The sequence below is a fragment of the Stenotrophomonas sp. WZN-1 genome (assembly GCF_002192255.1).
In the GTDB taxonomy this organism is placed as follows: domain Bacteria; phylum Pseudomonadota; class Gammaproteobacteria; order Xanthomonadales; family Xanthomonadaceae; genus Stenotrophomonas.
Genome location: NZ_CP021768.1, coordinates 2,039,657 through 2,059,976 on the forward strand (window position 1 = coordinate 2,039,657; position 20,320 = coordinate 2,059,976).

The window sequence follows — 20,320 nt, forward strand, 5'->3', positions numbered from 1 at the left end:
GTGCAGGGCGGCGCAGTGCAGCGGTCAGCCGGCGGCGGCCAGTGCCTGGCCGGTGCGGCTGGCAGTGACGCGGCCGAGCAGGCCGGCCAGCCAGCGGCCGGTCTCGGCCAGTGCCGGCAGGTCCACGCCGCTGTCCAGGCCCATGCCCTGCAGCAGGTAGACCACATCCTCGCTGGCGACGTTGCCGCTGGCGCCCTTGGCATACGGGCAGCCACCGGCACCGGACACCGCGCTGTCGACCACGCGCACGCCTTCTTCCAGGCAGGTGGCGATGTTGGCGATGGCCTGGCCGTAGGTGTCGTGGAAGTGCACGGCCAGTGCCGCCATCGGAATCTCGGCGGCAACCGCCTGCAGCATCGCCCTTGCCTTGCGCGGGGTGCCGACGCCGATGGTGTCGCCCAGCGAGATTTCGTAACAGCCCATCTGGTGCAGGGCGCGCGCCACCCGCACCACGTCGGCCAGTGGCACCTCGCCCTGGTAGGGGCAGCCGAGCACGGTGGAGACATAGCCGCGCACGCGCACGCCATCGGCGGCGGCGCGGCGCAGGATCGGCTCGAACCGGGCCAGCGATTCGTCGATGCCGGCATTGGTGTTGGTACGGTTGAACGCCTCGGAGGCGGCGGTGAACACCGCCACTTCCTCCACGCCCACCGCACGGGCGCGGTCGTAGCCCTGTTCGTTCGGTACCAGCACCGGGTAGTGGATGCCGGGCCGGCGCTGGATGCCGGCGTAGACCTCGGCGGCGTCGGCCAACTGCGGGATCCACTTCGGGCTGACGAAGCTGGTCGCCTCGATGCTGCGTAGGCCGGTGGCTGACAGGCGGTTGATCAGTTCGATCTTGTCGGCGGTGGACACCGACTGCTTTTCGTTCTGCAGGCCGTCACGCGGGCCGACCTCGACGATGCGGACGTAGTCGTTCATGCAGCCACCTCGCTGACGGGGCGATGGCAGACAGCCTCGATGTTGTTGCCGTCCGGGTCGAGCACGAAGGCGCCGTAGTAGTCGGGGTGGTACCACGGGCGCAGGCCCGGCGCGCCGTTGTCGCGGCCTCCGGCGGCGAGGGCGGCGGCATGGAAGGCGTCCACCTGGTCGCGGCTGGCACAGGCGAAGGCTACGTGCACGCCGTGGCTGGCGGTGCCGCCATTGCCGAGCCAGAAGAACGGCTTGCCGTCGCTGCCGAAGCCGATGTGGTCGTGCGCGCCGGTCTGTTCGGCGGTCACTTCCATCACCACGCCGATCTGCAGCGGCGCCAGTGCCTGCAGGAAGAAGGTCCTGCTGCGCGCCAGGTCGGCGCTGGTCAAACCAAGATGATCGAGCATGTTCAGGCTTCCGTGACCCAGTGGGGCGCGCGCTTGTCGAGGAAGGCGCCCAGGCCTTCCTGGCCCTCAGCGGACACCCGCAGGCGCGCGATCAAGGCGGCATTATCTCGATCCAGGGCGTCGCGGTCATGGCTGTCGCGGACCTGCCGGACCAGCTGCTTGGCGGTGGACGAGGCGATCGGGCCGGCCTTGTCGAGCAGGGCCAGCTGCCGCTCCAGCGCCTCGTCCAGGCGCTCGGGCTCGACCAGCTGGTGGACCAGGCCGATGCGCAGTGCGGTATCGGCGTCGAAGTGCTCGCCGGTGGCGAACCAGCGCCGCGCCTGGCGCGGGCCGATGGCCTCGATAACGTAGGGCGAGATCACCGCCGGCAGCAGGCCGAGGCGGCTTTCGGTCAGGCCGAAGCGGGCCGAGGTGCTGGCGATGGCGATGTCGCAGCAGGCAACCAGGCCGACGCCGCCACCGAAGGCCGCGCCGTGGACCCGGGCCAGGGTCGGCTTGGGCAGTTCGTCCAGGGTGCGCATCAGCCGCGCAAGGGCCAGCGAGTCCTCGCGGTTGTCGTCCTCGCTGGCGGCGGCCATGCCGCGCATCCACTGCATGTCGGCACCGGCCGAGAAGGAGGCGCCGTGGCCGGCGACCACCACGGCGCGGACCGAATCATCGCGGCCGGCGGCCTCCAGTGCGGCGGTCAGCCGGGCGATCAGGCTGGCGTCAAAGGCGTTGTGCAGCTCCGGCCGGTTCAGCCAGAGGGTGAGGACGGCGCCACGGCGCTCGATCTGCAAAGCATCGTTCATGGGATTCCAGGGTCACTCCATACCTGTATGGATCATAGCGGGCCATTGGTCATGGGCCATGACGCGACGCGGGAATGTTAGAATCGAGAACCATTTACATCCAGCAGAGAACACGCTAGATGACGCTGTCCGAACTGCCGCTGCACACCTCGGCCGTGGTCGAGTCCGTGCAGGACCTGCATGCCAACGATGCCATTGCCCGTCGCCTGCGCGAGCTGGGTTTCGTGAAGGGCGAGGAAGTGCGCCTGGTGGCCAAGGGCCCGGTGGGCGGCGAGCCGCTGCTGGTGCAGGTCGGGTTCACCCGGTTCGCGCTGCGGATCAGTGAGGCCAAGCGCGTCGTGGTCGACGCCAACCGCCAGGAGCGACGCGCATGACCGCTGCAGCCTCTACCGCACCCCTGCGCATCGCGCTGGTCGGTAACCCGAACAGCGGCAAGACCGCGCTGTTCAACCAGCTGACCGGCAGCCGGCAGAAGGTCGCCAACTACACCGGCGTCACCGTCGAGCGCAAGGAAGGCCGCCTGCGTGCGCCGTCCGGCCGTGAATTCGCCGTGCTCGACCTGCCGGGCGCCTACAGCCTGCATCCGGCCAGCCTGGACGAAGCGATCACCCGCGACCTGTGCCGGGGCTTCTACCCGGGCGAAGCCGCACCGGACGTGCTGCTGTGCGTGATCGACGCCACCAACCTGCGCCTGCACCTGCGCTTCGCGCTGGAACTGCGTGAGCTGGGCAAGCCGATGGTGGTGGCGCTGAACATGGTCGATGCGGCCCAGCGCCGCGGCATCCAGGTGGACGTGGCTGCGCTGGAGCGCGAGCTGGGCGTGCCGGTGGTGGAGACCGTCGCGGTGCGCAAGCAGGGGGCCAAGGCCCTGGTCGGGCGCCTGGATGCGATGGTGCCGCACCTGGACGCACCGGTGCCGGGCCCGGAAGGTGGCATCGATTACCACGCCAAGGTGCGCGAGATCCTGTCGGTGGCCGTGCGGATGCCGGCGCGGACCGCGAAGATCGACGACGCGCTGGACCGCTGGCTGCTGCACCCGGTGTTCGGCCTGATCAGCCTGGCGGTGGTGATGTTCCTGATCTTCCAGGCGGTGTACGCCTGGGCGACACCGCTGATGGATGGCATCGAGGCCGGTTTCGCCTGGCTTGGTGCCTTTGTTGGCAGCGTGCTGCCCGAAGGCCCGCTGGCCAGCCTGCTGACCGACGGCATCATCGCCGGCGTCGGCGGTGTGGTGGTGTTCCTGCCGCAGATCCTGATCCTGTTCTTCTTCATCCTGGTGCTGGAGGAATCCGGCTACCTGCCGCGTGCGGCGTTCCTGCTCGACCGCATGATGGCCGCGGCCGGCCTGTCAGGCCGCTCGTTCATCCCGCTGCTGTCCAGCTTCGCCTGCGCGGTGCCGGGCATCATGTCCACGCGCAGCATCCAGGACCCGCGTGATCGCCTGGCCACGATCCTGGTCGCGCCGCTGATGACCTGCTCGGCGCGCCTGCCGGTGTATGCGCTGCTGATCGGTGCGTTCATTCCGCAGAAGACGGTGTGGGGCGTGTTCAACCAGCAGGGCCTGGTGCTGTTCGGCCTGTACGCGGCGGGCATCCTCAGTGCGCTGGCGATGTCGTGGATCATGAAGAAGTGGCGCCGCGACAAGAGCGAGCACCCGCTGATGCTGGAGCTGCCGTCGTACCGCCTGCCGCACGTGCGTGACCTGGCGGTGGGCCTGTACGAGCGCGGCATGATCTTCCTCAAGCGTGTCGGCGGCATCATCCTGGCGCTGACCATCCTGCTGTGGGTGCTGCTGTCGTTCCCGGCGGCGCCGGCTGGTGCCACGATGCCGGCCATCGACTACAGCTACGCCGGCCAGATCGGCCATGCGATGGCGGTGTTCTTCGCGCCGCTGGGCTTCAACTGGCAGATCTGCATCGCGCTGATCCCGGGCCTGGCCGCGCGCGAAGTGGCGGTGTCCTCGCTGGCCACCGTGTACGCGCTGTCCGCAGCCGATGACGATGCCGCCAGCCAGGCGCTGACCCCGCTGATCAGCGACGGCTGGTCGCTGGCCACCGCGCTGTCGCTGCTGGTCTGGTACATCTACGCCCCGATGTGCATCTCGACGCTGGCCACCATCAAGCGTGAGACCAACTCGTGGAAGCAGATGGGCTTCGCCGCGTTCTACCTGTTCGCGGCGGCCTATGTGGCTGCGCTGGTCACCTACCAGGTGACCAAGGCGCTGGGAGGCGGCTGATGGACCGTGGACTGCTGCTGCAGTACCTGATCATCGCGGTGGCCGTGCTGGTCAGTGCCTGGGTGGTGCTGAAGAAGCAGTTCCCGGGCACCGTGCGCAAGCTGCGTGGGGCTCTGGCGCTGGCCCTGCTGAAGCCGGGCCGCGCTGCCTGGCTGCAGGCACTGGGGCGGAAGATCGCGCCGCCGGCGAGCGGAGGCGGTGGTGCCTGTGGCGGTTGTGACAGCTGCGGGCCGACGCCGCCCAAGCAGCACTGACTCTGCCTTGGTAGGTGCGAGCCTTCGGCCGGTGGGTGCGGGCCTTCGCCCTGTGGGTGCGGACTTCGCCCTGTGGGTGCGAACCTTGGTTCGCACGCTCCCCGGGCTCAGACCTCTCTGCGGATGATCGCCCGGAAGTTCCCGTCCTGATTCAATCGCCGCACCGATTCGCGGTTTCCATGGGCTGCTGCGAAACCCGCCACGTCGGCCAGGGCATCGAGCAGCAGGGCCTTCAACGCGTCGCGGTTACCGGCCTCCAGCAGGTCATCAAGATCCTGCTGGATGAAGGTCCGGCGCAAGCCCGGAGTTTCTTCGATCCGCCAGTCGACATGGGGCGTGGGGATGCTGGAGCGGTACCGGAAAGCCGTTTCGAGATCGTCAGGCGCGAGGGGATACGCGAGCAGCTCTGGAAAGTAGAGTCCAGCATTCACATAGAAGCCCCGACTTTCGCTGGCGCGCTGGTGATTCACGACAAGCAGGGCGGCATCCAGCAAGCGGTAGCGGGTCGTCGACGTGCCGGCATAGCCGGTCTTCCGGGCGCACTTGCTGAAGACGGTCGAGGATTTCATGGGCTTTGCCTGGGCCGGAAGCGGGGCCCTCAGCCTTGAGGCGCAGTGCCTGGCGGTCAATTGGCAAACGCGACACACGCAACGAGCGCCCGAGGTGGGTGCGAACCTTCCCGATGGGTGCAAGCCTTCCAGGTGGGTGCGAACCTTGGTTCGCACGCCTTGCCCATGGCCGCGGATCTAGCCGGCCCGCGCTCCCAGCTCCGCTGCCAGCGCCAGCCACTTGCTGCGTTGTGCTGGGGTACTGCTGCGTACCGCACCGAGTCGGCTGACCCGCACCGGGCGGATGCCGCAGAATGCCAGGATGGTGGCTCGGATCTGGGTGATGCCCGGGTCGCGGTAGATCCAGCGGTAATACCAGGGCGGCGTATCCAGCGTGGTGATCACCCGCGCGCTGCGGCCAGCCAGCAACCGGTCCCACCACACCGAGTCGCGCCGGTAGCGGAAGGCGTACCCCGGCAACAGCACGCGATCGAAGAAGCCTTTCAGCAGCGCCGGCATCGCGCCCCACCAGGTGGGATAGACCAGCACCAGGTGATCGCAGGCCTCGATAGCATCGGCGGCGTCCTGCAGGTCGGCTTCCAGTGGCTGGATCTGGCGGTAGCCATGGCGCAGCACCGGATCGAACTCGAGGTCACCCAATGCCATCAGGCGCACCCGATGGCCGGCATTCTCGGCAGCCGTGGCGTAGCGCTGGGCGAGAGCGCCGCACAGGCTGTCGCGGTCGGGATGGCCAAGCAGGATCAGGATGGAACGGGACACGGCAACCTCGGGCAATGGAAAGTGCGCGAGGTTGGGGTCTGCCCCAGGGGCAGAGTCAAGCCGGGGGCATGCAGCCGCTGGGTTCCAGCACGCAGTCACTGCTGCCGGTGTGCAGCCACTGCTGCAATTCGTCGCTGACCTGCTGCAGGTCGAGCTCGACCTGCGCCAGCCGTGCCCGCTCGCTGGCAATGCGGCTGCGCTGCTGCTCGAGCAGGGCCAGCACCGCCGGCCAGTCGAGCCGTCCGTCGCGGCCCTGCAGGCGGGAGACCGCGGCCAGTGTGATGCCCAGCGCCAACGCCTGGCGGATCAACTGCACCCAGGCCACGTCCTGTTCGCTGTAGTCGCGATAGCGGTTCAGTCGGGGCACCGGCGGCAGCAATCCGCGCGCCTCGTACAGGCGGATGGCCTTGGCGCTGGCCCCGGTCAGGCGGCTGACCTCGGAAATGCGCATTGGCTCAGTCCCGCACCAGCCCGCCATCGACCACCAGGTTCTGCCCGGTCACCGCGCGCGACCACGGGCTGGCGAAGAACAGCGCGGCATCGGCGAATTCGGCAGGCGTAGTAACGCTGCGCAGCGGCGTGTTTGCGGCGATGTAGTCGAACACCGCTTCGGGCGTGGCGGCGCTGGCATCGGTCGTGCGCAGCAGGCCGCCGGACAGCATGTTGACGGTGATGCCATGCGGGCCGAGGTCGCCGGCCAGGGTGCGGGTCAGCGACAGCAGTGCGGCCTTGGCGGCGGTGTAGTCGTGGTAGGGCACGACCGGGTTCTGGAACAGGTTGGTGCCGATGTTGATGACCCGGCCGAAGCGACGGGCCTGCATGCCTGGCAGGGCGGCCTGCACGGTATTCAGCGCGCCACGCACGCTGCCCTCGAACTGCGCCTGGAACGCCGGCCAGCCGATATCGGCGGCGCCGTCGCGGGCATCGCCATTGAACGAGAAGGCGGCCAGCGCGTTGTTGATCACCGTGGTGACGCCCTGGCCGAAGTGTGCCAATGCGTGCTGCAGCATCGCATCGACCTGGCCGCGGTCGGTGACGTCGGCCGGCAGCGCGATCGCCTGCCCGCCCAGCTCGGCGGCCAGCGCACGTGCGGCGCCTTCGCTGCGGTGATAGTTGATGATGACGCGGGCGCCTTGCGCCGCGAACGCGCGGGCGATGTGCTGGCCGAGGCCGCGGCCGGCACCGGTGACCAGCACCAGCTGTTCGCTGATCTGCATGGTGGAACTGCCATCCATTGCATGAAGGGGCATGCAGCGTAGCAGCGATGGCGCTTGCCGGAGCGGGCGTGCTGCCGCTAGCCTGCAGGCATGAACCAGACTCCCCTGCGATTGCTCATTCACGGCGCTTCCGGGCGCATGGGCCAGGCCCTGCTGCGGCTGGCCGCCGAACATCCCGAAACCCTGCAGATCGTGGCCGCGGTGACCGGCCGTGCACCGGCCCAGCGCGTGGTCGACGGCGTGCCGTTCTTTGCTGCCAGCGAGCTGCCCGGTGCGCCTGCGTTCGACGTGGCGATCGACTTCAGCCTGCCGGAGGGCTTCGACCCGATGCTGGCCCTGTGCGTGGAACGGGGCGCGGGCCTGGTGTCGGGTACCACCGGCATCTCCAGCACGCAGCGGCAGGCGCTGGAGGCCGCTGCGGCGTCCATCCCGTTGGTCTGGGCGTCGAATTTCAGCCTGGGTGTGGCGGTGCTGGATGAGCTGGTCGAGCGCGCCGCGCAGGCGCTGGCCGGCTGGGACTGCGACATCGTCGAATCGCACCACACGCAGAAGAAGGACGCGCCGTCGGGCACTGCGCTGACCCTGGGGGCGGCCGCGCAGCGGGGTGGGGCGGAGCCGCATTACGCCAGCCTGCGTGCCGGTGACATCGTCGGCGAGCATCTGGTGCAGTTCACCGGCCTGGGTGAGCGCATCGAGCTGGTGCACCGGGCCACCAACCGCGACATCTTCGCCCGCGGCGCCCTGTTCGCCGCCCGCCAGCTGCAGGGGCGGGCCCCGGGCAGCTATCGGGTGCGGGACCTGCTGGACGGCCCCAGGTAACGGGCCCAGGCTGATGGTAGATGCCAACCTTGGTTGGCAGGCTTTCCGGGAGGCGCCAACCAAGGTCGGCATCTACCACGGGCGCGGCGGACCCCGCATACGCCGCCGGATTGAAATGAATGCGCAATCGCCTGTTCACAATGCGCGATAACCGCTGGCGCGAGCGCCCCGGCAGCGCTACAATTCGCACTCGCCGAATCACGAAAGCCGGACCGGTCCCAGACCGTACGTCCGCGCTTTTTTGCAACCGGATTTCCGTGAAGCGCAGGCGTGACTTCGGCAGCCCCCTCGGTAGCCAAAGTGAGATTCCCGTGACCCAAGCCGCAATCCTCGTCCTCGAAGACGGCACCGTATTCGAGGGCGAATCCGTAGGCGCGCCCGGCCTGTCCGTCGGTGAGGTGGTGTTCAACACCGCCATGACCGGCTACCAGGAAGTGCTGACCGACCCGTCCTACGCCCGGCAGATGGTCACGCTGACCTATCCGCATATCGGCAACACCGGCATGACCGACCAGGACAATGAAGCGTCCAAGGTGTGGTCGGCCGGCCTGATCGTGCGCGACGTTCCACGCCGTCCCAGCAACTGGCGCAGCCAGGTGTCGCTGCAGGACTGGCTGATCCAGCGTGGCGTGGTCGCCATCGCCGGCATCGACACCCGCAAGCTGACCCGCATCCTGCGCGAGAAGGGCGCGCAGAACGGTGCGCTGATGGCCGGCGACATCGACGTGGAGAAGGCACTGGAAGCCGCCCGCAAGTTCCCGGGGCTGAAGGGCATGGATCTGGCCAAGGTCGTCACTACCGAGAAGACCTACACCTGGACCGAGGGCCAGCTGGACCTGGATGCCAACGCCTTCGTCAGCGTGCCGGCCAAGTACAAGGTCGTGGCCTACGATTTCGGCGTGAAGACCAACATCCTGCGCATGCTGGCCGAGCGCGGCTGCGAAGTGACCGTGGTGCCGGCGCAGACCCCGGCTGCCGAAGTGCTGGCGCTGAAGCCGGACGGCGTGTTCCTGTCCAACGGCCCGGGTGACCCGGAACCGTGCGACTACGCCATCGAAGCGATCAAGACCTTCATCGAGGTGAAGATCCCGACCTTCGGCATCTGCCTGGGCCACCAGCTGCTGGGCCTGGCCTCGGGCGCACAGACCATGAAGATGGGCCACGGCCACCACGGTGCCAACCACCCGGTGCAGGACCTGGACAGCGGCCGGGTGATGATCACCTCGCAGAACCACGGCTTCGCGATCGATGAAGCGACCCTGCCGGCCACCCTGCGCGTGACCCATCGCTCGCTGTTCGACGGCACCAACCAGGGCGTGGCCCGCACCGACGTGCCGGCGTTCTCGTTCCAGGGCCACCCGGAAGCGTCGCCGGGCCCGACCGATGTCGGTCCGCTGTTCGACCGCTTCGTGGTGTTGATGGAGCAGGCCAAGGCGTGATCAGTACGCCACCGGCCCGCCGGTGGCGTCGCGATGGACCGTAAACCCCGCATCGCTGCTGCCGCTGGCGCGGTGCTGCGGATCAAGATTCCTGATCGACAGCGTGCGATCACCCCCCTTGTCACGCTGTACTGACTTAGAGAAGAAAATGCCCAAGCGCACTGACCTCAAGACCATCCTCATCATCGGTGCTGGCCCGATCGTCATCGGCCAGGCCTGCGAGTTCGACTACTCCGGCGCCCAGGCCTGCAAGGCCCTGCGTGACGAGGGTTACCGCGTGGTGCTGGTCAACAGCAACCCGGCCACGATCATGACCGACCCGGAGATGGCCGACGCCGTCTACATCGAGCCGATCAACTGGCAGACGGTCGAGAAGATCATCGCCAAGGAAAAGCCTGATGCGCTGCTGCCGACCATGGGTGGCCAGACCGCGCTGAACTGCGCGCTGGACCTGGCCGACAACGGCGTGCTGGAGAAGTACAACGTTGAACTGATCGGCGCCAAGCGCGAAGCGATCCGCATGGCCGAAGACCGCGAGCTGTTCCGCGTGGCCATGGGTGAGATCGGCCTGGAATGCCCGACCGCCGCCGTCGCCCACACCCTGGACGAAGCGCTGGAGATCCAGACCCGCGTCGGCTACCCGACCATCATCCGTCCCAGCTTCACCCTGGGCGGCAGCGGTGGCGGCATCGCCTACAACCGCGAAGAGCTGGTCGAGATCGTCAGCCGCGGCCTGGAACTGTCGCCGACCACCGAAGTGCTGGTGGAAGAGTCGGTGCTGGGCTGGAAGGAGTTCGAGATGGAAGTGGTCCGCGATACCGCGGACAACTGCATCATCGTCTGCTCGATCGAGAACCTGGACCCGATGGGCGTGCACACCGGTGACTCGATCACCGTGGCGCCGGCGCAGACCCTGACCGACAAGGAGTACCAGCGCCTGCGCGATGCCTCCATCGCCGTGCTGCGCAAGATCGGCGTCGATACCGGTGGCTCGAACGTGCAGTTCGGCATCAACCCGAAGACCGGCCGCGTGGTCGTCATCGAGATGAACCCGCGCGTGTCGCGTTCCTCGGCGCTGGCCTCCAAGGCCACCGGCTTCCCGATCGCCAAGGTCGCCGCCAAGCTGGCCGTGGGTTACACCCTGGACGAACTGAAGAACGAAATCACCGGTGGCCTGACCCCGGCTTCGTTCGAGCCGTCGATCGACTACGTCGTCACCAAGATCCCGCGTTTCGCCTTCGAGAAGTTCCCGGCCGCCGATGCGCGCCTGACCACCCAGATGAAGTCGGTGGGCGAGGTGATGGCAATGGGCCGCACCTTCCAGGAGTCGGTGCAGAAGGCCCTGCGTGGCCTGGAAACCGGCAAGGTCGGCTTCGACCCGACCGGCCTGGACCTGAGCAACGAAGAAGACCTGCAGACTCTGCGCCGTGAGCTGAAGGCCCCGGGCCCGGAGCGCCTGTTCTTCGTCGCCGATGCGTTCCGCGCCGGCATGAGCGTGGAAGAGATCTACGCGCTGTCGTTCATCGATCACTGGTTCCTGGACCAGATCGAGGAAATCATCGCTGCCGAAGCTGACGTCGCTGCCGGTGGCATCGATGCGCTGGACGCCGCACGCCTGCGCAAGCTGAAGCGCGCCGGCTTCTCCGACGCGCGCCTGGCGCAGCTGGCGGGCACCAATGAAGCCGCCATCCGCGCGCTGCGTCGTGCGCACAAGGTGCGCCCGGTCTATAAGCGCGTGGATTCCTGCGCCGGTGAGTTCTCCACCGGCACCGCCTACCTGTACTCGACCTACGAGGACGAGTGCGAGGCCGCGCCGAGCAACCGCGACAAGATCATGATCCTGGGCGGTGGCCCGAACCGCATCGGCCAGGGCATCGAGTTCGACTACTGCTGCGTGCACGCGGCACTGGCGCTGCGCGAGGATGGCTATGAAACCATCATGGTCAACTGCAACCCGGAAACCGTGTCGACCGACTACGACACCTCCGACCGCCTGTACTTCGAACCGCTGACCCTGGAAGACGTGCTGGAAATCGTCGAACTGGAACAGCCGAAGGGCGTGATCGTGCAGTACGGCGGCCAGACCCCGCTGAAGCTGGCGCGCGCGCTGGAAGCCAACGGCGTGCCGGTGATCGGCACCAGCCCGGACTCCATCGACCTGGCCGAAGACCGCGAGCGCTTCCAGCAGCTGGTCGACAAGCTGGGCCTGAAGCAGCCGCCGAACCGCATCGCCCGCAACGACCAGGAAGCCCTGCTGCTGGCCCGCGAGATCGGCTACCCGCTGGTGGTGCGCCCGAGCTACGTGCTGGGCGGCCGTGCGATGGAAATCGTCTACGGCGAAGCCGACCTGGCCCGCTACGTGCGCGATGCGGTGAAGGTGTCCAACGATTCGCCGGTGCTGCTGGACCGCTTCCTCGACAATGCCGTGGAGTGCGACGTCGACATCATTGCCGATGCCCAGGGCAACGTCCTGATCGGCGGCGTGATGGAGCACATCGAAGAGGCCGGCGTGCACTCGGGCGATTCCTCGTGCTCGCTGCCGCCGTACTCGCTGTCGGCTGAAACCCAGGCTGAACTGCGCCGCCAGGTGGTGGAACTGGCCAAGGCCCTGAACGTGGTCGGCCTGATGAACACCCAGTTCGCGATCCAGACCAGCGATGAAGGTGCCGATACCATCTACCTGCTGGAAGTGAACCCGCGTGCCTCGCGCACCGTGCCGTTCGTGTCCAAGGCCACCGGCATGCCGCTGGCCAAGATCGCGGCGCGCTGCATGGCCGGCAAGAGCCTGGCCGAGCAAGGCGCGACCAAGGAAATCGTGCCGGACTACTACTCGGTGAAGGAAGCGATCTTCCCGTTCGCCAAGTTCCAGGGCGTCGACCCGATCCTCGGGCCGGAGATGCGCTCCACCGGTGAGGTGATGGGCGTGGGCCGCAGCTTCAACGCCGCCTTTGCGCGTGCGCAGGAAGCCGGTGGCATCAAGGCACCGCCGGTCGGCAAGGCATTCGTCTCGGTCCGCGATCCGGACAAGAAGCGCGTCCTGCCGGTGGCCAAGGCGCTGCTGGCACGTGGCTACAGCCTGGTCGCCACCCGTGGCACCGCCGCGTGGCTGCAGCAGCACGGCATGGACTGCGAGATCATCAACAAGGTGGTCGAAGGCCGTCCGCACATCGTCGACTCGATCAAGAACGGCGAGATCGTCTACATCGTCAACACGACCGAAGGTCGTTCGGCGATCAACGACTCGTTCTCGATCCGTCGCGAGGCACTGCAGCATCGCGTCACCTACTCGACCACCATTGCCGGCGCCAAGGCGCTGGTGGATTCACTGGAATTCCGTGGCACCGGCCCCGTCTGGTCGCTGCAGGAGCTGCACAAGGAGTTGAATGCATGAGAGCCCCCATCACGATGAAGGGCGCGCAGAAGCTGCGCGACGAACTGGATCACCTGAAGTCGGTCAAGCGCCCGAAGGTGATCGCCGCCATCGCCGAAGCGCGTGAGCATGGCGACCTGAAGGAGAACGCCGAGTACCACGCCGCGCGCGAGGAACAGGGCTTCATCGAAGGCCGCATCAAGCAACTGGAAGGCGAGCTGTCGCACGCCGAGATCATCGACGTGAGCAAGCTCAACGCAGGCTCCAAGGTGGTGTTCGGCGCCAGCGTGATCCTGGCCGACGTGGAAACCGACGAAGAGAAGAAGTACCAGATCGTCGGTGACCTGGAAGCGGACATCAAGCTGGGCCTGATCGCGATTTCCTCGCCGGTGGCGCGCGCGATGATCGGCAAGCTGGAAGGCGATTCGATCGTGATCGACGCCCCGGCCGGCCAGCGCGAGTACGAGATCGTCAGCGTCAGCTACGTGGACTGACCCGGTGGCAACGGCGACCCTGCTGTTGCCGGCACGCAGCCGCTTCGCCGCGGCTGCGCTGCCGGACGATGTGGCGCGCGCGCTCGGCCGCGCCATGACGGTGCAGGTCGCGCCGGGCGAGCGCGCGCAGCTGGCGCGCCATTTCACGGTCGCCGCGCCGCACTGGCCGGTGGCCGCGTTGACCCGCCAGCGTGACGTCGGCGATGCCGCCGGCGCCAGCTGGCTGCGTGCCGATCCGGCCTGCATGGTGCCGGACATGCATGGCGCGCGGATGATGGCCTACGGCGAAACGCTGCGGCCGACGTTGGCAGACTGCCTGGCCCTGTTGCCGGTGCTGCAGCCGCTGTTTGCCGATGCCGGATTCGTGCTCGACGCACCCGATCCTTCGCGCTGGTACCTGCGTCTGCCGATCGACATTGAGCTACCGGACTTCGACAGTCCGGACGAGGTGCTGGGCGATGACCTGTTCTCGCACCTGCCGGAAGGCGAGGGCGGCCGTCGCTGGCGGGCGCTGATGACCGAAGCCCAGGTACTGCTGCACAACCATTCCTGGAACCAGCAGCGCGCCGCGCAGGGACAACAGCCGATCAATTCGCTGTGGTTCTGGGGTGGCGGCGTGATGCCGGTCTCGGTCAGTACGCCACACGCGCAGGTGCGCAGCCGCGATGCGCTGCTGCAGGGCCTGGCTCTGGCGGCTGGCGTAGCCGTGGATGGCGAGCAGGCGGTGGATGCGCTGGTCGATCTGCGCCAGCTTCGCTCTTTGCAGCAGCTCGGCAACGATGCGATTCGCCCGCTGCTGGCCGCGCTGAGGCGTGGCGAGCTGCAGCGGCTGGTGCTGGATTTCGAGGACGGCCTGCAGTTCCAGCTGGACCGTGGCCAGCGCTGGCAGTTCTGGAAGAAGCCGCGGCAACTGCACGACTGAGCATCCGATTGGATCCGGCAGGTAGAGTCGACTGTCAGTCGACTGCACTTCGCTCGGATTCAGGAAGTCCCGCGCGTTGCGCGTCGGTCGACCCACAGTCGACTCTACCGGCCGTTGGCTGTGGGGGTATCATCCTCCTGTCTTCCGTAACCGGCGATGCCGATGTCCCTTGCCGCCGATGCCGTGCAGCCCACCTCTGATACGCCGATGATCCGACGCCGCGATGCGGTCGTGCCTGGCAGCTGGCCAGAGGGCACGCTGCCGCTGCTGGCGCGGCTTTACGCCAGTCGTGGCGCAGGCACACCCGAACTGGCGCTGCCGAAGCTGGGCAGCCTGCATGCGCCCGAGCTGCTGACCGGCATCGACGATGCAGTGAGCCTGCTTGTCGAAGCCATCGCCAACGACAAGCGCATCCTGGTGGTCGGCGATTTCGATTGCGATGGCGCCACGGCCTGCGCGGTCGGCGTGCGTGGCCTGCGCATGCTCGGCGCACGGCATGTCTTCCACGCAGTGCCGAATCGCATGGTGCACGGCTACGGCTTGTCATCTTCTCTGGTGGAGGAACTGGCTGAGCTGAAACCGGATCTGCTGGTTACTGTCGACCACGGCATCGCCTGCCACGCGGGTGTGACTGCGGCCAAAGCCCGTGGTTGGCAGGTGCTGGTCACCGACCACCATCTGCCGGGCCCGCAGCTGCCACCTGCCGATGTCATCGTCGATCCGAATCTGGACGGCGATGCCTTCCCCAGCAAGTCGTTGGCCGGCGTCGGCGTGATCTTCTACGTGCTGATGGCGCTGCGCCGGCAGATGCGCGAGGCCGGCGTTTTCGCCGATGGCAAAGGGCCAGACCTGACCACGCTGCTGGACCTGGTGGCGGTCGGCACCGTTGCCGACCTGGTAGCGCTGGACCCGAACAACCGTGCGCTGGTCAGCGCGGGTCTGCGCCGTCTGCGCGCAGGGCAGGGCTGTGTCGGCCTGCGTGCGCTGATCGAAGCCAGTGGCCGTGATGCCGCGCGACTGACCGCTACCGATATCGGCTTCGCACTCGGCCCGCGCCTGAACGCGGCGGGCCGGCTGGAAGACATGGCGTTGGGCATCGCGCTGCTGCTGACCGAAGATCCTCGCCAGGCGCGCGAGATCGCACAGACGCTGGAGCAGATCAATTCGGAACGGCGCGCGGTGCAGCAGTCGATGACCGATGACGCCGAGCAGGCACTGAGCCGCGTGGTGCTGGACATGGCCGGCCAGCGTCCGGTGGCCGCCTGCCTGTTCGATGCCGATTGGCACCCGGGCGTGGTCGGCCTGGTCGCGTCGAAGATGAAGGATCGCCTGCATCGCCCGGTGATTGCCTTCGCCCCGGCCGAACCGGGCGCCGACACGCTACGCGGCTCGGCCCGCTCGATTCCCGGCCTGCACATCCGTGACGCACTGGCGCTGGTCGATGCACGCCATCCGGGGCTGATCGAACGCTTCGGTGGCCACGCCATGGCGGCCGGTCTCAGCCTGCGCCTCGATCATGTCGATGACTTCAAGGCCGCCTTCGTCGCCGTGGTACTGGAAATGCTCGACCCGGCGGCATTGCAGCAGCAGGTCCTCAGCGACGGCGAACTGGCCGCCGACGAGCTCGACCATCGCCACGCCGATGCGTTGCGCTTGGCCGGGCCGTGGGGCCAGGGCTTCCCCGAACCGCTGTTCGATGGCCACTTCGAAGTGGCCAACTGGCGCGTGTTGAAAGAGCGCCACCTGAAGCTGGAACTGCGCCTGCCCGGCGTACCCGGCACGATCAATGCGATCCACTTCGGCGGCTGGCACGGCAACGCGCCGGGCCGCCATGTGCATCTCGCCTACCGGCTGGCCTGCGATGACTATCGTGGCGGCAGCGCCATCCAGCTGATCGTCGAGCACAGCCTCCCCGCATGAAAAAAGGGACGGAGGGGATTAAGCCGCTTGTGCCTTGTTTGCCACTTGCGACTCAATCCCCTCCGTCCCCTTTTTCTGTGGCGTCAGCGGACCTCGCTGACCAGCATCGGCAGTTCCCAGGTGCCCCCTGGCACGCCCCGGCATAGACCAGGTGCCACCTCCGACGTCGCGATGAAGTTCGTCCCGTCCCACGTCCAGGCTGCGTGCGAAATGGAGTCAGCGAGGCCGCGGCCCTTCTGCGCGGCAATGATCTGGCCATCGTCGTAGTCGATGGCATCGCTGGTCACCCTCTTTGCCTGGAACGGCGGCTGTGGGCGGGCCACCCAGTAGCCATCGCCGCTGTTATAGGCCGCTCGCCAGCAGGGCACGTTGACCAGCACGTGCTGTGCGTCCAGGTGGCGGACCTCCAGCGGCGAGTTGCTCAGCGGAATATCGGCATCGGTTTCCTGCAGGCCTTCGCAGCTGTCGCCCTCCAGCGTGGCACGCAGTGCCGCACGCAGGGCGGGAGAGGCGGCCAGCCGAGCAGACGCGGGATCATCCGGAGTCGAGTCCAGGGTAGCGGCCTTGCGCACCACCGGCACCGGCAGGGCGGCGGGGACGCTGGATTCAGGGCTGCTGCCCTTGCGCATCACCGCGCCGGGTGTGCCGAGGCGTCCCTGGTACTCATCGATCTTCAGCAGCACCGCTGCCGCCCCCTTGTCCGACAACGGCCAGCGATGGCCGGCGCCATCGATCACACTGACTCCACCGTCGCGTACCAGCGCGGACAGCAGTGCGCTGGTCTGCGCGGCATTCAAGCTGTGCGTGCCTTCGCCTCCTGCCGGGGCCAGAACGCCCAGATCCTGCTGCTGGATGCGCAGATGCAGTGCGCCCTTGGGCCGGGGCTGGCCTTCTTCCGGCTGCAGCGACAGGCGGCCCTGGATGGCCTGGCCCGGGCCGGCCTTGCGGGTGAGCAGCACACTCAGGGTGTCGCCATCATCGGGGGCATAACCAGCGGCGCGGCAGGTCAGGGTGTTGTCGCAGGCCACGACCCAGTCGTGATGCTGGAAATACAGGCTCTTGGCCGGGGCAGCGGCAATGGCGCCGAGTGGGCAGGCCAGGGCCAGCAGGGCGGCGGGCAGGAGGGATCGCATCGGCATCCTTGCACGTGGGGAAAGTCGAGCATGGTGCGTGCTGGCGGGGGCGATGAGAAGCTGCGCGCTGCCCAACCCCATTCCGCCTGTTCGCGCGTTCAAACGTCCACGATCCCACTGGAGCCCTGTCATGCTCTTCGCCCGTTGCTGCAGCGTGTTGATGCTTGCCCTCGCGATCTGTCCCGCCGACGCGCAGTCGCCACGAATTGCCCGGCCGCATGCCACCACCCCGTTGCTGATCGCACCCGCTGCCGAACAGCCGTTGCAGTTGCAGCGGGCCCGCATCGAAGGCGAGGTCCAGGCCGGCATCGCCCAGACCCGGATCACCCTGGAATTCCACAACCCGAACCGGCGCGTGCTGGAGGGTGAGCTGCAGTTCCCGCTGGCCGATGGCCAGCAGATCAGCAGCTTCGCGCTGGACATCAACGGTGAACTGCGTGACGCGGTGCCGGTGCCCAAGGACCGTGGCCGCCAGGTGTTCGAGGAGATCGCGCGCCGTGGCGTCGACCCGGGCCTGCTGGAGCAGACCGCCGGCAACCAGTTCCGCCTGCGTATCTATCCGCTGCCAGCCGGCGGCAGCCGGCGCGTGCAGCTGGTGATTCGCGAACCGCTGGCCTTCGCCGGCCAGGGCTGGCAGTGGACGCTGCCGCTGCAGTTCGCCGCTGGCGCTGCATCGGTTGAGCTGAAGCTGCGGGCGCCGGAAGCGGCCACCGCAGGTACGGCTCCGTTCCGCATCAACGCTGGTCAGCTGCACTGGCAGGGAAAGGGCGCGCAGCTGCCGTCGCAGCTGCAGTGGAGCCTGCCCGCAGCACGTCAGGCGCAGGTCCAGGTGGCGCCCTGGCAGGACGGGCACTACCTGTTGGCGCAGCTGCCGGCGGCAGTCAGTCCCACGCCGCGCACACTTCCCAGCGAAATCGGCCTGCTGTGGGATGGTTCCGGATCCTCGGGTCAGCGCGATCACACACGTGAGTTCGCACTGCTGGATCGCTATTTCGCCGCGATGGGTGACGGCACCGTGGCGTTGACCGTGCTGCGCGACCGTACCGAACCGGTGCGGCGCTTCCGTGTCCGCGCCGGCAACTGGAACGAGCTGCGCGCGGCGCTGCGGGCCGTGCGCCCGGATGGCGCCAGCGCGCTGGCGCAGTGGCTGCCGCAGCCGAGCGTGAAGGAATACCTGCTGGTCAGCGATGGCCTGCTGACCTATGGGCCGGAACAGCTGCCGACGATGGCGCCGGATCAACGCCTGTTCGCGGTCAGTAGTGCCGGCGCCCGTACTGACGGCACACGCTTGCGTGGCTGGAGCGAAGCGCATGGCGGACGCTTCATTGCACTGGGTAATGATGTTGATGCGGCCACCCGCGAACTGCTGTCGTCGCCGCTGGACGTGCAGGTCGATGCGGGCCGTGGCGTACAGGACGTGGTGATTGATCGTCGCAGTGAAGCCCAGGGCTGGTTGTGGCTGCACGCACGACTGGCGGCCGAAGGCGTGCGGATGCGGGTGCGCGTGGGAGGCGGTGAATGGCAGGCACTGCCGGCAACACAGAAGAGTGACGACGGTGAACTACTGGCCGGCTTGTGGGCGCAGGCCCGTCTGCAGCAACTCGGCGCCGACCGTCGAGGCAACCGCGAGGCTATGCAACTGCTGTCGCAGAAGTTCAGCCTGGTCGGTCCGGACACCTCGCTGATCGTGCTGGAAACGCTGGATGACTACCTGCGCTACGCGATCCGCCCGTCCGGCACGCTGCGCGCCGAGTACGATGCCCGCTTCGCACGGCAGGTGAGCGATCGCGCCGCTGCCGATCGCCAGCGCTTGGACCAGGTAGCCGCACGTTGGAAGGAGCGCCAGCAGTGGTGGAGCCGCAGCTGGCCGAAGGGCGCACCACCGCAGGCGAAGGGCAGGGCGCTGGAAGTTGCATCCGCAGACTACGCGATGGACTCGGCGCCGGTGGCGATGCTCGCCGCGCCGGCCCCTGCGGCACCGCCAGCCCCGGCACCGATGGCCGCAGCTGCCGAGCAGCGCATGGAAGCCAGCAGCGCGCGTGCACGTCGCTCAGCGTCCGCATCGAACAAAGCACTGGATGTGGTCGCGCTCACCGGCAGCGCTGTCGCTGCATCCGCCGCCAACAATGGGGAGCTCGGCATCCAGCTGGCGGCGTGGCAGCCGGACTCGGCCATCGCCCAGCGCCTGCGCCAAGGCCCGCCGTCGCAGCTCTATGACCGCTACCTGGCCGAGCGCGATGCCCATGCCGACAGCAGCGCGTTCTTCCTCGACGTGGCCGACCTGCTGCTGGAGCAGGGCCAGCGCGAACTGGCACTGCGCGTGCTGTCGAACCTGGCCGAGATGGACCTGGACAACCGCCACCTGCTGCGCGTGCTCGGCTACCGGCTGATGCAGGCCGATGCCCCGGCACTGGCGGTGCCGGTGTTCGAGCAGGTGCTGGCGATGGGCCAGGAGGAGCCGCAGAGCTTCCGCGACCTGGGCCTGGCGCTGGCAGCAGCTGGCAAGCCGCAGCAGGCACTGGCGCCGCTGTACCAGGTGGTGGTGCGGCCGTGGGACAACCGTTTCGATGGCATCGCCCTGATCGCGCTGGATGAGTTGAGCAATCTGGTGGCACGCAGCACGCCGCGCCTGGACACCCGCGGCATCGACCCGCGCCTGCTGCAGGCGATGCCGCTGGACCTGCGCGTGGTGCTGTCGTGGGATGCCGATAACAGCGACATGGACCTGTGGGTGACCGACCCGAACGGCGAGCGCGCGTACTACGGCAACCGCCTGACCTACCAGGGTGGGCAGATGTCGCAGGACTTCACCGGCGGCTATGGTCCCGAGCAGTTCTCGCTGCGCAACGCCAAGCCGGGCAAGTACAAGGTCGAGGCGAACTATTTCGGCAGCCGCCAGCAGCTTGTGACCGGTGCGACGACCCTGATGCTGCGCCTGACCACGCACTGGGGCACGCCGAAGCAGAAGGACCAGATGGTCACGATGCGGTTGAAGGACCGTGCCGAGACCGTGCTGGTGGGCGAGTTCGAGGTGAAATGACCGATCCCGGGCTTATGTAGCGTCGAGCATGGGCTCGG

General features: G+C 67.8%; 18 protein-coding genes. 10 read left to right on the forward strand and 8 right to left on the reverse strand.

Annotated features, from left to right (window positions below):
• Positions 1-24: 24 nt before the first annotated feature.
• The 3 genes from CCR98_RS09665 to CCR98_RS09675 are packed head-to-tail and all read right to left on the reverse strand — an operon-like array spanning position 25 to position 2,110.
• Complete coding sequence (locus tag CCR98_RS09665; protein ID WP_087922423.1) at positions 25-921, reverse strand: hydroxymethylglutaryl-CoA lyase; 897 nt, start codon at positions 919-921, stop codon at positions 25-27.
• On the reverse strand, positions 918-1,319 hold the full coding sequence (locus CCR98_RS09670; RefSeq protein ID WP_087922424.1) for a VOC family protein: 402 nt from the start codon (positions 1,317-1,319) through the stop codon (positions 918-920). Before CCR98_RS09670 ends, CCR98_RS09665 begins: the two co-directional genes overlap by 4 nt.
• A gap of 2 nt (positions 1,320-1,321) precedes the next feature.
• Positions 1,322-2,110 (reverse strand): enoyl-CoA hydratase/isomerase family protein, encoded by a 789-nt coding sequence (locus CCR98_RS09675; RefSeq protein ID WP_087922425.1) that lies wholly within the window; start codon positions 2,108-2,110, stop codon positions 1,322-1,324.
• 119 nt (positions 2,111-2,229) lie between these two features.
• On the opposite strand from CCR98_RS09675, the gene CCR98_RS09680 reads away from it, so the two are divergent.
• Genes CCR98_RS09680 through CCR98_RS09690 form a run of 3 tightly spaced genes read left to right on the forward strand, consistent with a single transcriptional unit; the run spans position 2,230 to position 4,600 of the window.
• On the forward strand, positions 2,230-2,484 hold the full coding sequence (locus tag CCR98_RS09680; RefSeq protein ID WP_046985653.1) for a FeoA family protein: 255 nt from the start codon (positions 2,230-2,232) through the stop codon (positions 2,482-2,484).
• A complete protein-coding gene (locus CCR98_RS09685) occupies positions 2,481-4,346 on the forward strand; it encodes a ferrous iron transporter B (protein ID WP_087922426.1) in 1,866 nt (621 codons plus the stop codon). Before CCR98_RS09680 ends, CCR98_RS09685 begins: the two co-directional genes overlap by 4 nt.
• The gene (locus CCR98_RS09690; RefSeq protein WP_087922427.1) at positions 4,346-4,600 is read left to right on the forward strand and encodes a DUF6587 family protein; all 255 of its coding nucleotides are present in this window, start codon (positions 4,346-4,348) and stop codon (positions 4,598-4,600) included. The genes CCR98_RS09685 and CCR98_RS09690 overlap by 1 nt, the downstream gene beginning before the upstream one ends.
• A 107-nt stretch (positions 4,601-4,707) precedes the next feature.
• Here CCR98_RS09690 and CCR98_RS09695 read toward each other — a convergent pair whose 3' ends face one another.
• The 4 genes from CCR98_RS09695 to CCR98_RS09710 all read right to left on the reverse strand — a co-directional run bounded on the left by CCR98_RS09695 (position 4,708) and on the right by CCR98_RS09710 (position 7,163).
• Complete coding sequence (locus CCR98_RS09695; protein ID WP_049416279.1) at positions 4,708-5,169, reverse strand: DUF4304 domain-containing protein; 462 nt, start codon at positions 5,167-5,169, stop codon at positions 4,708-4,710.
• Positions 5,170-5,346: 177 nt separating this feature from the next.
• The gene (locus CCR98_RS09700) at positions 5,347-5,928 is read right to left on the reverse strand and encodes an NAD(P)H-dependent oxidoreductase (RefSeq protein WP_087922428.1); all 582 of its coding nucleotides are present in this window, start codon (positions 5,926-5,928) and stop codon (positions 5,347-5,349) included.
• 55 nt (positions 5,929-5,983) lie between these two features.
• A complete protein-coding gene (locus CCR98_RS09705) occupies positions 5,984-6,379 on the reverse strand; it encodes a MerR family transcriptional regulator (RefSeq protein ID WP_087922429.1) in 396 nt (131 codons plus the stop codon).
• Positions 6,380-6,383: 4 nt separating this feature from the next.
• Positions 6,384-7,163: a 3-oxoacyl-ACP reductase gene (locus CCR98_RS09710; RefSeq protein ID WP_087922430.1), complete on the reverse strand. Its 780-nt coding sequence runs from the start codon at positions 7,161-7,163 to the stop codon at positions 6,384-6,386.
• Between the two features lie 120 nt (positions 7,164-7,283).
• Between CCR98_RS09710 and CCR98_RS09715 the strand changes: the two genes are divergently transcribed.
• From CCR98_RS09715 to recJ, 6 genes are all read left to right on the forward strand, one after another.
• A complete protein-coding gene (locus CCR98_RS09715; RefSeq protein WP_313416358.1) occupies positions 7,284-7,964 on the forward strand; it encodes a dihydrodipicolinate reductase C-terminal domain-containing protein in 681 nt (226 codons plus the stop codon).
• A gap of 311 nt (positions 7,965-8,275) precedes the next feature.
• A complete protein-coding gene (carA, locus tag CCR98_RS09720; RefSeq protein WP_087922432.1) occupies positions 8,276-9,403 on the forward strand; it encodes a glutamine-hydrolyzing carbamoyl-phosphate synthase small subunit in 1,128 nt (375 codons plus the stop codon).
• Positions 9,404-9,551: 148 nt separating this feature from the next.
• Positions 9,552-12,794, forward strand: coding sequence for a carbamoyl-phosphate synthase large subunit (gene carB / locus CCR98_RS09725; protein WP_087922433.1), 3,243 nt, complete (start codon positions 9,552-9,554; stop codon positions 12,792-12,794).
• Between the two features lie 8 nt (positions 12,795-12,802).
• Positions 12,803-13,267 carry a transcription elongation factor GreA gene (gene greA / locus CCR98_RS09730; RefSeq protein WP_198361085.1) on the forward strand — a complete coding sequence of 155 codons (465 nt, stop codon included), beginning with the start codon at positions 12,803-12,805 and terminating at the stop codon, positions 13,265-13,267.
• Positions 13,268-13,271: 4 nt separating this feature from the next.
• A complete protein-coding gene (locus CCR98_RS09735) occupies positions 13,272-14,189 on the forward strand; it encodes a phosphoglycerate mutase (RefSeq protein WP_087922435.1) in 918 nt (305 codons plus the stop codon).
• Positions 14,190-14,351: 162 nt separating this feature from the next.
• Positions 14,352-16,109, forward strand: a complete 1,758-nt coding sequence (recJ, locus tag CCR98_RS09740; RefSeq protein WP_087922436.1) for a single-stranded-DNA-specific exonuclease RecJ — start codon at positions 14,352-14,354, stop codon at positions 16,107-16,109.
• Between the two features lie 83 nt (positions 16,110-16,192).
• Here the strand turns inward: recJ and CCR98_RS09745 are convergent, their stop codons facing one another.
• A complete protein-coding gene (locus tag CCR98_RS09745) occupies positions 16,193-17,242 on the reverse strand; it encodes a DUF1176 domain-containing protein (RefSeq protein ID WP_087922437.1) in 1,050 nt (349 codons plus the stop codon).
• Positions 17,243-17,372: 130 nt separating this feature from the next.
• Here CCR98_RS09745 and CCR98_RS09750 point away from each other — a divergent pair, with 130 nt between their 5' ends.
• Complete coding sequence (locus CCR98_RS09750; RefSeq protein ID WP_087922438.1) at positions 17,373-20,282, forward strand: VIT domain-containing protein; 2,910 nt, start codon at positions 17,373-17,375, stop codon at positions 20,280-20,282.
• Positions 20,283-20,320: the final 38 nt, after the last annotated feature.